This window comes from Streptomyces sp. NPDC088733 (genome assembly GCF_044751185.1).
Classification (GTDB): domain Bacteria; phylum Actinomycetota; class Actinomycetes; order Streptomycetales; family Streptomycetaceae; genus Actinacidiphila.
Map to the genome: position 1 here is coordinate 133,820 of NZ_JBIVLH010000022.1, position 13,441 is coordinate 147,260.

Here is a 13,441-nt window from a genome sequence, read left to right on the forward strand (position 1 = left end):
CCCCTGCCGGCCGGGGGTGGGCGGGAGATCCTCCGCGGGCCCTCAACGGCCCTCCCAGGGGGGCTGTTCGGCCTCGCCGTGATCTCCGTCATCGCCCCGGCGTGGGCGCCGCGGCGCATGTGCCCGAGGGGCTGATGCGTCACGGGGCACATGGCCGGCAGGGTCAGCCGGCCCTGGCCCAGGCGTACCGGTGCTCGGGGCGGCCGGTGTCGCCGTACTTGAGGGTGAGGCTGATCCGCCCCTCGCGCTCCAGGAACTTCAGGTACCGCTGGGCGGTGGAGCGGCTGATCCCCGCCCGTGCCGCGACCTCGTGCGCCGACAGCGGCTGCGCCGACTCGGTGAGAACCCTGCGCACGAGGTCGGCGGTCGGCGCCGAGTGCCCCTTGGGGAGTTCCGCCGGGGCCGCGACGGCGGTGCGCAGTGCGCCGAAGATCCGGTCGACCTGCTCCTGGCCGGCCTCGCCGCCCCCGCCACCGACACCGTCGAGCGTCCGGCGCAGGGCCGCGTACCCCTCCAGCTTCACCCGCAGTCCGGCGAAGCTGAACGGCTTGACCAGGTACTGCAGCGCGCCGAAGCGCATCGCGGCCTGCACGGTCGCCACGTCCCGCGCGGCCGTGACCATGATGACGTCCGCGTGGTGGCCGAGCTGGCGCATGCGCCGCACCAGGGTGAGGCCGGTCTCGTCGGGCAGGTAGTGGTCCAGCAGCACCAGGTCGACGTGCGTGCGCTCCAGCGTCGCCAGCGCCTGCGCGGCGGTGTGGGCGCGCGCGGTGACCCGGAAGCCGGGAACCTTGCCGACGTACGCGGAATTGATCTCGGCGACGCGGAAGTCGTCGTCCACGACGAGGACATCGATCATCGCGCTCCTCCTGCGGACACGGTTTCCGCCGGCGTGGGCCCGGACGCGGCCAGCGCCTCGGGCAGGACGACGGTGAAGACCGCGCCGCCCCCGGCACGGGCGGTGACTCGGGCCGTGCCGCCGTACCTCCCGGCGAGCCGCCGCACGAGTGCGAGTCCGAGCCCGCGGCCCCGGTGCGCGGGGGAGGCCTTGGTCGTCCAGCCCTCGGCGAAGATCCGCTCGCGGGCCTCGGGCGGCACTCCCGGCCCGTCGTCGGACACCCGCAGCAGGGCGGTCGTGCCCTCGGCACGCAGTTCGACCTCGACCGTGGAGCCCGCCGCGTCGAGCGCGTTGTCGATGAGGTTGCCCAGCACGGTGACCAGGTCGCGCGGGTCGACGACGCGATCGGGCAGCAGCGTGGCGGGGGAGACCGTCATGGTCACGCCCCGTTCGGCGGCGATCGCCGACTTGCCGACCAGCAGCGCCGACAGCAGCGGGTCGTGGACGCGTTCGGCCACCTGCTCGGCGGAGGCCCGCCGACCGTCGGCCACTTCGGCGACGAAGTCCACCGCCGCGTCGTACAGGCCGAGTTCGAGCAGGCCCAGCAGGGTGTGCAGGCGGTTGGCGTGCTCGTGGTCCTGGGCGCGCAGTGCGTCCAGCAGACCGTGGGTGCTGTCGAGTTCGCGGCCCAGGCGCTCCAGTTCCGTACGGTCGCGCAGGGTGGCGACGGCGCCGCCGTCCCCGGTGGGCATCCGGTTGGCGACCAGCACCCGGGCACCACTGACGGTCAGCAGGTCGGTGCCCCCGACCCGGCCGGTCAGCACGTCGGTCGTGCGGCCCGCGGGCAGTACGTCGTCCAGGGCGCGTCCGGCGGATTCCGGGCCGAGTCCGAGCAGCCGCTGCGCCTCGTCGTTGAGCAGCCGGATCCTGCCCCGGCCGTCGAGCGCGATGACGCCCTCACGGATGCCGTGCAGCATGGCCTCGCGCTCGTCGAGCAGCGCGGAGATATCGGCGAACGCCAGCCCGTGCGTCTGCCGTTGCAGCCGCCGGGACACCAGCAGGGCCGCCAGCACACCGACGCCCAGCGCGGCGCCCGCGTACAGCAGCAGCACCGGGACGGTCGCCAGGAGCCGTTCGCGCACACTGTCGTACGCGATGCCGACCGAGACCGCGCCCACGATGCGCCCGCCGTCGTCGCGCAGCGGCACCTTGGCGCGCGCGGAGCGGCCGAGGGTGCCCCGGTCGATCTGCATGATCTCCTGGCCGCCGAGCGCCACGCTGGGGTCGGTGGACACATGCCGCCCGATCTGCGTCACGTCGGTGTGCGACCAGCGCACGCCGTGGGTGTCCATGACGACGATATAGAGCGCCCCGGTGGCGCGCCGGATGCGTTCGGCCTCCTGCTGCACCGGGCCCGTGACGCCGGGGCGGCTGCCGAGCAGGTCGCGGGCGAGGCCGGGGGTGGCGGCGGTGGTCTGGGCGATCGACAGGGCCTGGCGCATCGCCTGCTGGTCGAGCTGCGAGCTGAGCGGGGCGAGGAACAGGCCGGTGGCCAGAGTGATCACGCCGGTGGTGAGGACCAGCTGGACCAGCAGGACCTGGGCGAAGACGCGGCGTGGCCACCGGATGCGCATGACGTCCCCCTGTCCTTCCCGGCGGTCCGCGTCCATGCGGAAGTCGCTCGTCCGTTTGCCTGGCTGTGAACGCAACGTAAACGGCGCCGGGGTGCGCTGCCCAGCCCCTGTGGCCCTTTCGTTGTTGTAGCGCGAGCAGAACGAGCAGAACAGGGGGTTGTGGGCACAAGGCGGAGTTGTGACCGCAAGGCTGCCGCGGTGGCCCGGGCCGCATCTAGCGTCCCGGCGCATGAGCACACACCCCAGCCCCGCCATCGAACTGCGGGGTGCGAGCAAGGCCTTCAGGACCCCGTCCGGGGCCCTTCACACCGCCGTGCGCGATCTGGACCTGACCGTCGGGCGAGGGGAGTTCGTGGCCGTCGTCGGACCGACCGGCTGCGGCAAGTCCACGACGCTGACCCTCGTCAGCGGGCTGGAGGAGCCCACCGAGGGCGAGGTGCTGGTGGCCGGCGAGCCGGTGCGCGGCATCGGCGGCAAGGTCGGCTTCGTCTTCCAGCAGGACGCGGTCTTCCCCTGGCGCACCGTGCTGTCCAACGTGATGGCCGGTCCCCGCTTCCGCGGCGTGCCCAAGGCCGAGGCCAGGGAGCGGGCCCGCGAATGGCTCGCCCGGGTCGGTCTCACCGCCTTCGAGGACCGCTACCCGCACCAGCTGTCGGGCGGTCAGCGCAAGCGCGTCGCCCTCGCGGCCACCTTCGTCAACGATCCCGAGATCCTGCTCATGGACGAGCCGTTCTCGGCCCTGGACGTGCAGACGCGCGCCCTGATGTCGGACGAGCTGCTGGAGCTGTGGTCCGGCACGGGCGCCTCGGTCGTCTTCGTCACCCACGACCTGGAGGAGTCCATCGCGCTCGCGGACAAGGTCGTCGTCATGACCGCCGGACCGGCGACGGTCAAGGAGATCTTCGAGATCGACCTGCCGCGCCCGCGCAAGGTCGAGACGGTGCGGCTGGAGCCGCGCTTCATCGAGATCTACCGGGAGATCTGGGCCTCGCTCGGCGAAGAGGTCCGCATCACCCGCGAGAGGGGTGCGGCCGATGCCGCCTGAGACCGCGGCGGCCCCGGCGGCCGCTGTCACCAAGGACGCCGGCGGGGGCACCGACCGGGCGCGGTCCCGCGCCCGCGCCGCCCGGAACCGCGTCTACCTCGTCCAGGGCAGCCGGGTCCTGCTGCTGATCGCCGTGCTCGGCCTGTGGGAGTGGCTGGCCCGTGCCGGGGCCGTCGATCCCTTCCACTTCTCGATGCCGTCGCGGATCTGGGAGCAGATGCGCACCTGGGCGGTGGACGGCACCGCGCAGGGTTCGCTGTGGGAGCAGATCTGGTACACGCTCTACGAGGCCCTGCTCGGCTGGACGATCGGCGTCGTCGCCGGTGTGGTGCTGGGGATCGTGCTCGGGCGCATCCGCTTCCTGGCCGATGTGCTCGGGCCCTACATCAAGGTGCTCAACGCGCTGCCGCGCATCGTGCTCGCGCCGATCTTCCTCATCTGGTTCGGCCTCGGCCCGGCGTCGAAGGTGGCCTCGGCGGTGGTGCTGGTCTTCTTCCCGGTCTTCTTCAACGCCTTCCAGGGCGCCCGCGAGGTCGACCGCAACCTGGTCGCCAACTCCCGCATCCTGGGCGCCGGCAACCGCCAGGTCACCTTGCAGGTGGTCGTGCCCTCCGCGACGTCCTGGATCTTCACCAGCCTCCACGTGAGCTTCGGCTTCGCCCTGATCGGCGCCATCGTCGGCGAGTACATCGGCGCCACCAAGGGCCTGGGCCTGCTCGTCGCCGCCTCGCAGGGGACCTTCAACTCCGCCGGTGTGTACGCCGCCATGGCCGTCCTCGCGGTCGTCGCGCTGCTCGCGGAGGGCCTGCTGACCTTCCTGGAGAAGCGGCTCTTCCGCTGGAAGCCAGCCGAGGCCGGCTCCGACCGCTGACCCCCGCTGCCCCACACCCCCTCCGACCGCTTCCCACAAGGACGTGAACCAGATGCGCGCACCCCTCAGAGCCACCGCTGCCGTCGCCGCCTCGGCCGTCGCCCTCACCCTGCTCACCGCCTGCGGCGGCGACTCCTCGGCCTCCGGCTCCGGCTCCGGCGGCAAGGTCAAGATCATGGTCGGCGGCCTGGACAAGGTCATCTACCTTCCCGCGATGCTCACCGAGCGGCTCGGCTACTTCAAGGCCGAGGGCGTGGACGTCGAACTGCTCACCGAACCGGCCGGCGTGCAGGCCGAGACCGCGCTGGTCTCCGGCGACGTCCAGGGCACCGTGGGCTTCTACGACCACACGCTCGACCTCCAGGTCAAGGGCAAGGAGGTGGAGTCGGTGGTCCAGTTCTCGCAGGCCCCGGGCGAGGTGGAGATCGTCTCCAACAAGGCGGCGGGCGACATCGCGGGCGCCGCGGACTTCAAGGGCAAGCAGATGGGCGTGACCGGCATCGGCTCGTCCACGGACTTCCTGACGAAGTACCTGGCCGTGAGCAATGGTGTGAAGACCAGCGAGTTCACGCCGGTCGCGGTGGGCGCGGGCCAGACCTTCATCTCCGCGCTGGAGCAGGGCTCGATCCAGGGCGGCATGACCACCGACCCGACCGTGGCCACGATCCTGGACAAGAAGCTCGGCAAGGTGCTGATCGACATGCGCACCCCCGAGGGCTCCCGGCAGGCGCTCGGCGGGCTCTACCCCTCCTCCAGCCTGTACATGCAGACGGAGTGGGTGAACGGGCACAAGGAGACCGTGCAGAAGCTCGCCAACGCCTTCGTGAAGACGCTCGCATGGATGTCCGCGCACAGCGCCGCCGAGATCGCCGCGAAGATGCCTGCGGACTACGCACAGGGCGGCGGCCAGGAGCTCTACACGCAGTCCATCGAGAGCACGCTGCCGATGTTCACCAAGGACGGGGTCATGCCGGAGGGCGGCCCCGAGACCGTGGAGCGGGTCCTCAAGGCGTTCAACCCGAACCTGCAGAACGCGAAGGTGGACCTGAGCAGGACCTACACCACGGAGTTCGTCAAGAGCGCCGGCTGAATGCCGCTGATCTCCATGCGCAGCGGCGCCCCCAGGGCCGCCCCGCAGCTCTCGGGCCGGGGCGGCTCGGCCGCGACCGCGGTCACCCCGACGTCCCAGACCCTGCCGTCGACGTGCCGTACGCGGGTGCCGTCCACGCTCAGCGCCCCCGCCCGGTCCTCACCGGTCAGCCGGCGGACGGCGAGCTCGGCCGCCTGGCCCGGGCGCTCCCAGGCGGAGCGCCCGCGGCAGCCCTCCAGTACGACGCGCCCCTCGCGGGTGGCCTCCAGCACCTGCCTGGCCAGGGCGAGGTCCACACGGCCGTAGGCGTAGCCGTACGGCAGCACGAGCATCGTCGGCGAGAAGCGGTGGCCGCCGAGGTGGGTCACCTCCCACACGTGACCGAGCTGTGCGGCGGCGAGTTCGGCGGCCAGCGGGCGGCCGTTGAGCGCGCAGCAGCGGTCGCGCCTGCCGTTGGTGCACACCAGGGCGAGCGGGTCGCCCTCGTACGGCACTCCGAAGCCGCGGTGGTCTCCGTGCCCGAGCGCCGCGAAGTCCAGCCCCAGCAGGGTCTCCGGGTCCTCCAGCACCGCCTCCCGCACCCAGGAGCGTCCCGGCACCGTGTGCGCCACGTAGGCTGTGCGCCGGGGGATGTCGCGGCGCCGGTCCGCGTGCGGCCCGGGCCGCCGGATCAGCCCGACGCGCACCCCGGTCCCCGCGGCGGCCCGTTCCAGCGCCCGGCCCACCCGCGGGTCCAGATGGCTGCCGGTCAGCGCCTTGGGCCCCCACGGCCCCGGTTGCTCCAGCAGCAGCCAGGTGCGCGCGGTGGCCGCGGTCGCGGCGACGGGCTCCGCCAAGGAGCTCGACGCGGTCGTGCAGGTGGTCATGAAGGTAAGCCTAACCTTCCGACTCTCGTGCGGCTCTCCAACCCCTCCCGTACGGCGCGGACCGTGGCCCGGGCGTCCGGAATGTCCGCCTCTGCCCCGGGAAGGATGGCGCTCCCGTCCCGGCTGTACCGATGGCTTACCCGGATACCGCGGGTCCCAACGGTCTTGCGCAAGAGCGCAAACCACTTGCATGGCATGTCGTATGCTTGCACGCATGACGCGACGGCTTGCCGAAGTAGCGAAGAAGGTCGGGGTCAGCGAGGCCACCGTCAGCCGGGTGCTGAACGGAAAGCCGGGGGTGTCCGAGGGCACCCGGCAGGCGGTGCTGACGGCACTGGACGTGCTGGGGTACGAGCGGCCCACACAGCTGCGGGGGAACCGGGCGCGGCTCGTCGGGCTGGTGCTGCCCGAGCTGCAGAACCCGATCTTCCCCGCGTTCGCCGACATCGTCGGCGCGGCGCTGGCCCAGCAGGGGCTCACGCCGGTGCTGTGCACGCAGACCGCGGGCGGGGTGTCGGAGGCGGACTACGTGTCGCTGCTGCTGCAACAGCACGTCTCCGGCGTGGTGTTCGCCGGCGGCCTGTACGCGCAGGCGGACGCGCCGCACGACCACTACCGGCTGCTCGCGGAACGCAATCTGCCGGTCGTGCTGATCAACGCGGCCATAGAGCACCTGGGTTTCCCGAGGGTCTCGTGCGACGACTCGGTGGCGGTGGAGCAGGCGTGGCGGCATCTGTCCTCGCTCGGCCACGAGCGGATCGGCCTGCTGCTGGGGCCCTCCGACCACGTGCCGTCGCGGCGCAAGCTGGCGGCGGCCCGCGGCGTGGCCGCGGCGACCGGCTCGTCGCTGCCCGACGAGCACGTGGGGCGGGCGATGTTCACCCTGGAGGGCGGCCAGGCGGCGGCCGCGAAGCTGTGGGAGCGCGGGGTCACCGGGATCATCTGCGCCAACGACCCGATGGCGCTGGGCGCGGTGCGCGCGGCGCGCCGGATGGGGTTGTCGGTGCCGCAGGACGTCTCGGTGGTCGGGTACGACGACTCGGCGTTCATGACCTGCACGGACCCGCCGCTGACGACCGTGCGCCAGCCGATCGAGGCGATGGGGCGCACCGCGGTGGAACTGCTCGCGCTGAAGATCGCGGGCAAGCAGGTCGCCTCCGACGAGCTCCTGTACGAGCCCGAGTTGGTCGTCCGCGGTACGACGGGACCGGTGCGCGCCTGAGCCCCGCGCGCCGTACGACGGCGCAACCCCCGCAGAGCCCGCGGTGCCCGGCACCGCGGGCTCTCGCGCGTCCTGGGCGCCAGGCCCCCTCCCCGGTCCCGGCAGGACCGCGGCGCGGCCGCCCGTGGACGGCAGGTCCCGCCGGTCAGCCCCCTCCTCCGCCGTGGAAACGGTTAGCAGCCCACCTGCGCAAGCTCGTCAGTCTTTTGCGAAAACTGCGCGACATCTTGCGGACATCTGCCAGGAGTGCTTGAGTGTGCGGCGCCCCCGCTGTGCGTAGCAGGGGGCCTTCCACGCTCATGCCCGAAGGGGACCACCGATGAGAAGCTCCTGGTTCCGCCCCGCCCGCCGTGCCTCCGCGGCCACGCTCGTCTCCGCGCTGGCCCTGGTCGCCCTCACCGCCTGCGGCACCAGCAGCAGCGCGGACAACGACGAGAAGGCCGGCGGCGGTTCATCGTCCGACCCGGCCGCCCCGCTGGACCCGAAGGCCAAGGTCACGCTCACCATCGACTGCATGCCGCCGGCCGCCAAGAAGGCGGAGCTCAAGGAGTGGAAGGAGGACGTCGCCACCTTCAACAAGCAGTACCCGAACGTGACCATCGACGGTAAGTCGACGCCCGGTCAGTGCGAGGAGCCGGCCCGCTTCACCGCGGCGCTCAAGGCGAAGTCCCAGCCGGACGTGTTCTACACGTACTTCACCGACCTGCAGCAGGTGCTGGACAACGACGGCGCCGAGGACATCTCCGCGTACGTGACGGACAAGACCGTCCCCGCGCTCCAGGACATCGACCCCAACGTGCTGGGCGTCCTGAAGAAGGACGGCAAGCTCTACGGCGTGCCCACCAGCAACTACACCATGGGCCTGCTCATCAACCGCAAGCTCTTCACGCAGGCCGGGCTCGACCCCAACAAGCCCCCGGCCACGTGGGAAGAGGTCCGCACCGCGGCCAAGGCCATCGCGGGCCTCGGCAAGGGCATCGCCGGCTACGGCGACTACAGCGCGCAGAACACCGGCGGCTGGCACTTCACCGCGACGATGTACGGCCTGGGCGGCGACGTCGTCTCCGCGGACGGCACCAAGGCGGCGTTCAACGACGACCTCGGCAAGCAGGTCGTGCAGAACCTGCACGACATGCGCTGGACCGACAACAGCATGGGCCAGACCCAGCTGCTCAAGTGGGGCGACCTGCAGAAGCAGATGGCGACGGACAAGCTCGGCATGTTCCTGGCCGCGCCCGACGACATCACGTACATGGTCCAGCAGCTCGGCGCCGACTACGCCAACTTCGGCATGGGGCCGATCCCCGGCGGCAAGGCCACCCTCTTCGGCGGCAACGACTACATGATCAAGAAGGGCAGCTCGCCCGACAAGATCAAGGCCGCCATCGCCTGGCTGAACTTCAAGACCCTCACCCCGGGCAAGGGCCAGTTCGAGTACTCCCGGTCCAAGGCGGACGGCCTGCCCGTCGGTCTGCCCCAGCCGGCCTTCTTCACCGGAGCCAGCAAGACCAGCGACGACCAGCTGAAGGCGGCCAGCGCCACCATGCCGGTGGAGAACTTCCGCGCCTTCATGGACAACCCGATCCCGGGCAAGGCCGAGCCCGCCAAGGCCCAGGAGATCTACAAGGTCCTGGACAACGTGATGTCCGGCGTCCTGACCAACAAGAACGCGGACGCCGCCAAGCTGCTGTCCACCGCGGAGACCCAGGTCAACCAGGTCCTCGCCAACCAGTAGCTCCGGACCGGACCCCCGGCCCCCCGGCACTCAGGAGTAACGATGTCGGCCCCCAGCGCCCCCACCCTGCCCGCCAGCACTCCCGCGAAGAGCCGGTCGCGCCGCTCGGCACGCCGCCCTGCCCCGGATCCCCACCGTCCGGGGCGGGCCGGCCGCTCCCTGCGCCGCAACCTCACCGCGTACGGCTTCCTGATCGGCGCCGTGCTGTGCTTCGCGTTCTTCTCCTGGTACCCGATGGTCCGGGAGTTCGTACTGGCCTTCCAGAAGACCAAGGACGGGCAGACCACCTGGGCCGGCTGGTCCAACCTGAACTACGTCTTCCACGACCCCGCGTTCTGGCAGGCCTGGCGCAACACCCTGCTCTTCACCGGCCTGGCGCTGCTGCTCGGCTTCGCGGTGCCGTTCTTCGTCGCACTGCTGCTGAACGAACTGCGGCACGCGCAGGGCTATCTGCGGCTGCTGGTGTACCTGCCGGTGATGCTGCCGCCGGTCGCCTCGGTGCTGCTGTTCAAGAACTTCTACAACCCCGAGTACGGCCTGTTCAACCGCATCCTCGAGACGCTGCACCTGCCCGCCCAGCAATGGCTGCAGTCCACCGACACCGCCATGCTGTCGGTGGTCATCGCGTCCACCTGGATGAACATGGGCGGCGCCACCCTGATCTATCTGGCCGCCCTCCAGGGCATTCCCGGCGAGCTGTACGAGGCGGCCGAACTCGACGGGGCCGGACTCCTGCGCAAGATCTGGCACGTGACGATCCCGCAGACCCGGCTGATCCTCTCGCTGATGCTGCTCATGCAGATCATCGCCACGATGCAGGTCTTCACCGAGCCCTTCCTGCTGACCGGCGGCTCCGGGCCGGAGGGCTCCACGACCACCGTCGTCTACCTGATCTACCAGTACGCGTTCAACTTCAACAACTACGGCGGCGCCGCGGCGCTCGGCCTGGTGCTGCTGGTGCTGCTGGCGGTCTTCTCCGCCGGGTACGTGCGGCTCAGCCGTGCCGCGGACGAGTAGGGCGGGGACCCACCGATGAGCAGCAGCACGCGAACGCTGATATCGCCGACGCAACTCGCGAGCCGGCGCGGCAAGATCCTCTACCGGACGGTCCTCCTCCTGGTGGTCGCCGCCTTCACGCTGGTCTTCCTCGGACCCCTGTACTGGATGGCCGCCAACGGCCTGAAGTCCACGCAGGAGTTCGCGCAGATCCCGCCGACCGCCTTCCCGCACTCCTTCCACCCCGAGAACTACAAGAGCGCCTGGTCCGTGATGGACCTGTACCACCTACTGCTCAACACCCTCTGGTACGCGTTCGGGGCGCTCGCCTTCCAGCTGGTCCTCGACGTGGCGGCCGCCTACTCGCTGTCCAAACTCCGCCCGGTGCTCGGTAACGTGATCCTCGGGATGATGCTGGCGACGCTGATGATCCCGGCGACCGTGCTGGTGGTGCCGCAGTACCTGACCGTGCTGGACGTGCCGATCTTCCAGCGCAACCTGCTCGACTCGCCCTGGGTGATCTGGCTGCCTTCGGTCACCAACGCCTTCAACATCTTCCTGCTGAAGAGGTTCTTCGACTCGGTGCCGCAGGAACTGCTGGACGCCTCCGCGATCGACGGGGCCTCCCCGGTGCGCACCCTGTGGTCGGTGGTCCTGCCGATCTCCCGCCCGATCCTCGGAGTGGTCTCCATCTTCGCGATCGTCGGGGTCTGGAAGGACTTCCTCTGGCCGATGCTCACCCTGCCGGATCCGACGAAGCAGACGCTCAACGTCGGCATCTACTCGCTCGCCAGCGGCGTCCCGGAGAACTGGCTCCTGGCGGCCATCGCCATGGCCTCCGTCCCGACCCTGCTGATCTTCCTTGTGTTCCAGCGCAACATCATGAGCGGCCTGACCGCCGGCGGTCTGAAGGGCTGAGGCCCGCACCCGTCCACCGCGACGCCGCTTCCCACCAGCACCACGCCGCCCGCCGTGAGGGCCGGCGGCGTGGTCCCAGCTGCCCGAAAGGACCAGTCACGTGGCAGACACCCAGCCGACCGAGGCCACCGACGAGTGGTGGCGCGGCGCCGCCATCTACCAGGTGTACGTACGCAGCTTCGCCGACGGCGACGCGGACGGCACCGGCGACCTCGCCGGGGTGCGGTCCAGACTGCCGTACCTGGCGGCGCTGGGCGTCGACGCCCTCTGGTTCAGCCCCTGGTACCCCTCGCCGCTGGCCGACGGCGGCTACGACGTCGCCGACTACCGGGCCATCGACCCCGCCTTCGGAAGCCTGGCCGAGGCCGAGAAGCTCATCGCGGAGGCCCGCGGCGCCGGCATCCGCACGATCATCGACATCGTCCCCAACCACGTCTCCGACCGGCACGTGTGGTTCCAGGCGGCGCTCGCCGCGGGGCCGGGCAGTGTGGAGCGCGAGCTGTTCCACTTCCGTCCCGGACGCGGCGAGAACGGCGAACTGCCCCCGAACGGCTGGCGGTCCCAGTTCGGCGGCCCCGCCTGGACCCGGCTGCCCGACGGCGACTGGTACCTGCACCTGTTCGCACCCGAGCAGCCCGACCTCAACTGGGACCACCCCTCGGTCCGCAAGGAGCACGAGGACGTGCTCCGCTTCTGGTTCGACCGCGGCGTCGCCGGCGTGCGCATCGACTCGGCGGCGATGGTCGCCAAGGACCCGCTGCTGCCCGACTTCGAGGAGGGGCGCGACCCGCACCCCTACATCGACCGCGACGAACTCCACGAGATCTACCGGTCCTGGCGCACCATCGCGGACTCCTACGGCGGCGTCCTGATCGGCGAGGTGTGGCTGCCGGACGCCGAGCGCTTCGTCCGCTACCTGCGCCCCGACGAGCTGCACACCGCCTTCAACTTCGACTTCCTGGCCTGCCCCTGGGACGCGGCACGGCTGCGCGCCTCGATCGAGCTGACGCTGTCCGTGCACGCGCCCGTCGGCGCCCCGGCGACCTGGGTCCTGGCCAACCACGACGTGACCCGTACGGCCACCCGCTACGGCCGCGCCGACACCGGCTTCGACTTCAAGACCAAGGCCCACGGGATCCCCACCGACCTGGAGCTCGGCACGCGCCGCGCCCGCGCCGCCGCGCTGCTCACGCTCGCCCTGCCCGGCTCGGTCTACCTGTACCAGGGCGAGGAGCTGGGCCTGCCCGAGGTCGAGGACATCCCGGCCGACCGGCTCCAGGACCCCATGTACTTCCGCTCCGGCGGCACCGACCCGGGCCGTGACGGCTGCCGGGTACCACTGCCCTGGTCCGGGGACGCGCCGCCGTACGGCTTCGGCGGCGAGCAGCTGTGGCTGCCCCAGCCGGACGGCTGGGCGCGGTACACGGCCGAGGCCGAGCAGGCCGACCCGGAGTCCGTGCTCACGCTGTACCGCACCGCGCTGGACCTCCGCCGCGCCGAACCCGGCCTCGGCGAGGGGCCGATGAGCTGGCTCGACAGCACCGGCGAGGTGCTCGCCTTCCGCCGCGACGGCGACTTCGCCTGCGTGGTCAACCTGTCGGCGGCCCCGGTGGACCTCCCCGGCCACCGGCAGGTCCTGCTCGCCAGCGGGCCGCTCGACGAGGACGGCCGGCTGCCCCGGGACACGGCGGTCTGGCTGCGCCTGGGCGAGTAGCCGGCGCCGGGCAACGCCCCCGGGATTCCTCCGCTCCCGCTCAGGGGTGCCGCCTTCGGACAGCGTTGTCCAAGGCGGCACCGACGCCTTCGCGCGGCGAAGGCCGTCCGCCCCCGCAGGGTCACCGGCGCCATCGGACCGACCGATTCACGGCCCGCCCGCCCGCCCTTCCGCGGCGCGGACGCCGAGTCCCGGTCCGGCGGCACGGGTACCTCGCCCCCGGGCACACAGTCCTTTGCGACGGCCGGCGGCGACGCTTCCCCGCCGTCCCTGCCCGTCGGCCGCCCTCCACACGCCCGTTGCGCACGAGCCCGACAACCGGCCGGCCCGCCGTCCATCACGGCGGGCCGGGGGCGTACGCGTCCTGACCGCGTACGCCGAGGGGCGGGGGCCCCGAACCGGGGCGCGCCCCCCCCCCCGGTGACCCGCCCCGCCCACCCGGCCGGCCCCCCCAGCGACCCCCGTGGTGAGCGCCCCACCCCAGCCCGCCCCGCGCGGCTACATAGGCGGGA

Annotated in this window: 11 protein-coding genes; 8 read left to right on the plus strand and 3 right to left on the minus strand. The window is 71.7% G+C overall.

Going from position 1 to position 13,441, the window contains the following annotated elements:
• Nucleotides 1–163 precede the first annotated feature (163 nt).
• Both ACIP64_RS31640 and ACIP64_RS31645 read right to left on the minus strand, forming a co-directional pair.
• The gene (locus tag ACIP64_RS31640; protein ID WP_401593357.1) at nucleotides 164–859 is read right to left on the minus strand and encodes a response regulator; all 696 of its coding nucleotides are present in this window, start codon (nucleotides 857–859) and stop codon (nucleotides 164–166) included.
• Entirely contained in the window at nucleotides 856–2,472 is a 1,617-nt protein-coding gene (locus tag ACIP64_RS31645) for an ATP-binding protein (RefSeq protein WP_401593360.1), read from the minus strand. Before ACIP64_RS31645 ends, ACIP64_RS31640 begins: the two co-directional genes overlap by 4 nt.
• 229 nt (nucleotides 2,473–2,701) lie before the next feature.
• On the opposite strand from ACIP64_RS31645, the gene ACIP64_RS31650 reads away from it, so the two are divergent.
• The 3 genes from ACIP64_RS31650 to ACIP64_RS31660 are packed head-to-tail and all read left to right on the plus strand — an operon-like array spanning nucleotide 2,702 to nucleotide 5,478.
• Entirely contained in the window at nucleotides 2,702–3,517 is an 816-nt protein-coding gene (locus ACIP64_RS31650) for an ABC transporter ATP-binding protein (RefSeq protein WP_401593363.1), read from the plus strand.
• Complete coding sequence (locus ACIP64_RS31655) at nucleotides 3,507–4,388, plus strand: ABC transporter permease (protein ID WP_401593365.1); 882 nt, start codon at nucleotides 3,507–3,509, stop codon at nucleotides 4,386–4,388. The genes ACIP64_RS31650 and ACIP64_RS31655 overlap by 11 nt, the downstream gene beginning before the upstream one ends.
• 52 nt (nucleotides 4,389–4,440) lie before the next feature.
• Complete coding sequence (locus tag ACIP64_RS31660) at nucleotides 4,441–5,478, plus strand: ABC transporter substrate-binding protein (RefSeq protein ID WP_401593368.1); 1,038 nt, start codon at nucleotides 4,441–4,443, stop codon at nucleotides 5,476–5,478.
• Here ACIP64_RS31660 and ACIP64_RS31665 read toward each other — a convergent pair.
• The gene (locus ACIP64_RS31665; protein WP_401593371.1) at nucleotides 5,445–6,344 is read right to left on the minus strand and encodes a sucrase ferredoxin; all 900 of its coding nucleotides are present in this window, start codon (nucleotides 6,342–6,344) and stop codon (nucleotides 5,445–5,447) included. The two genes, ACIP64_RS31660 and ACIP64_RS31665, sit on opposite strands and share 34 nt — an antisense overlap.
• A gap of 214 nt (nucleotides 6,345–6,558) precedes the next feature.
• Here ACIP64_RS31665 and ACIP64_RS31670 point away from each other — a divergent pair, with 214 nt between their 5' ends.
• From ACIP64_RS31670 to ACIP64_RS31690, 5 genes are all read left to right on the plus strand, one after another.
• Nucleotides 6,559–7,566, plus strand: a complete 1,008-nt coding sequence (locus ACIP64_RS31670) for a LacI family DNA-binding transcriptional regulator (RefSeq protein WP_401593374.1) — start codon at nucleotides 6,559–6,561, stop codon at nucleotides 7,564–7,566.
• A 319-nt stretch (nucleotides 7,567–7,885) separates the two neighbouring features.
• The gene (locus ACIP64_RS31675; RefSeq protein ID WP_401593377.1) at nucleotides 7,886–9,301 is read left to right on the plus strand and encodes an ABC transporter substrate-binding protein; all 1,416 of its coding nucleotides are present in this window, start codon (nucleotides 7,886–7,888) and stop codon (nucleotides 9,299–9,301) included.
• Between the two features lie 42 nt (nucleotides 9,302–9,343).
• On the plus strand, nucleotides 9,344–10,318 hold the full coding sequence (locus ACIP64_RS31680; RefSeq protein WP_401593380.1) for a carbohydrate ABC transporter permease: 975 nt from the start codon (nucleotides 9,344–9,346) through the stop codon (nucleotides 10,316–10,318).
• Between the two features lie 15 nt (nucleotides 10,319–10,333).
• Nucleotides 10,334–11,215, plus strand: coding sequence for a carbohydrate ABC transporter permease (locus tag ACIP64_RS31685; protein ID WP_401593383.1), 882 nt, complete (start codon nucleotides 10,334–10,336; stop codon nucleotides 11,213–11,215).
• A gap of 100 nt (nucleotides 11,216–11,315) precedes the next feature.
• Complete coding sequence (locus ACIP64_RS31690; RefSeq protein ID WP_401593386.1) at nucleotides 11,316–12,929, plus strand: glycoside hydrolase family 13 protein; 1,614 nt, start codon at nucleotides 11,316–11,318, stop codon at nucleotides 12,927–12,929.
• The last annotated feature ends 512 nt before the right edge of the window (nucleotides 12,930–13,441 follow it).

What these genes read in the sequence shown, in the direction of transcription:
- ACIP64_RS31640 (WP_401593357.1), bottom strand. Translation starts at nt 859, where the DNA reads ATGATCGATGTCCTCGTCGTGGACGACGACTTCCGCGTCGCCGAGATC.
- ACIP64_RS31645 (WP_401593360.1), bottom strand. Translation starts at nt 2,472, where the DNA reads ATGCGCATCCGGTGGCCACGCCGCGTCTTCGCCCAGGTCCTGCTGGTC.
- ACIP64_RS31650 (WP_401593363.1), top strand. Translation starts at nt 2,702, where the DNA reads ATGAGCACACACCCCAGCCCCGCCATCGAACTGCGGGGTGCGAGCAAG.
- ACIP64_RS31655 (WP_401593365.1), top strand. Translation starts at nt 3,507, where the DNA reads ATGCCGCCTGAGACCGCGGCGGCCCCGGCGGCCGCTGTCACCAAGGAC.
- ACIP64_RS31660 (WP_401593368.1), top strand. Translation starts at nt 4,441, where the DNA reads ATGCGCGCACCCCTCAGAGCCACCGCTGCCGTCGCCGCCTCGGCCGTC.
- ACIP64_RS31665 (WP_401593371.1), bottom strand. Translation starts at nt 6,344, where the DNA reads ATGACCACCTGCACGACCGCGTCGAGCTCCTTGGCGGAGCCCGTCGCC.
- ACIP64_RS31670 (WP_401593374.1), top strand. Translation starts at nt 6,559, where the DNA reads ATGACGCGACGGCTTGCCGAAGTAGCGAAGAAGGTCGGGGTCAGCGAG.
- ACIP64_RS31675 (WP_401593377.1), top strand. Translation starts at nt 7,886, where the DNA reads ATGAGAAGCTCCTGGTTCCGCCCCGCCCGCCGTGCCTCCGCGGCCACG.
- ACIP64_RS31680 (WP_401593380.1), top strand. Translation starts at nt 9,344, where the DNA reads ATGTCGGCCCCCAGCGCCCCCACCCTGCCCGCCAGCACTCCCGCGAAG.
- ACIP64_RS31685 (WP_401593383.1), top strand. Translation starts at nt 10,334, where the DNA reads ATGAGCAGCAGCACGCGAACGCTGATATCGCCGACGCAACTCGCGAGC.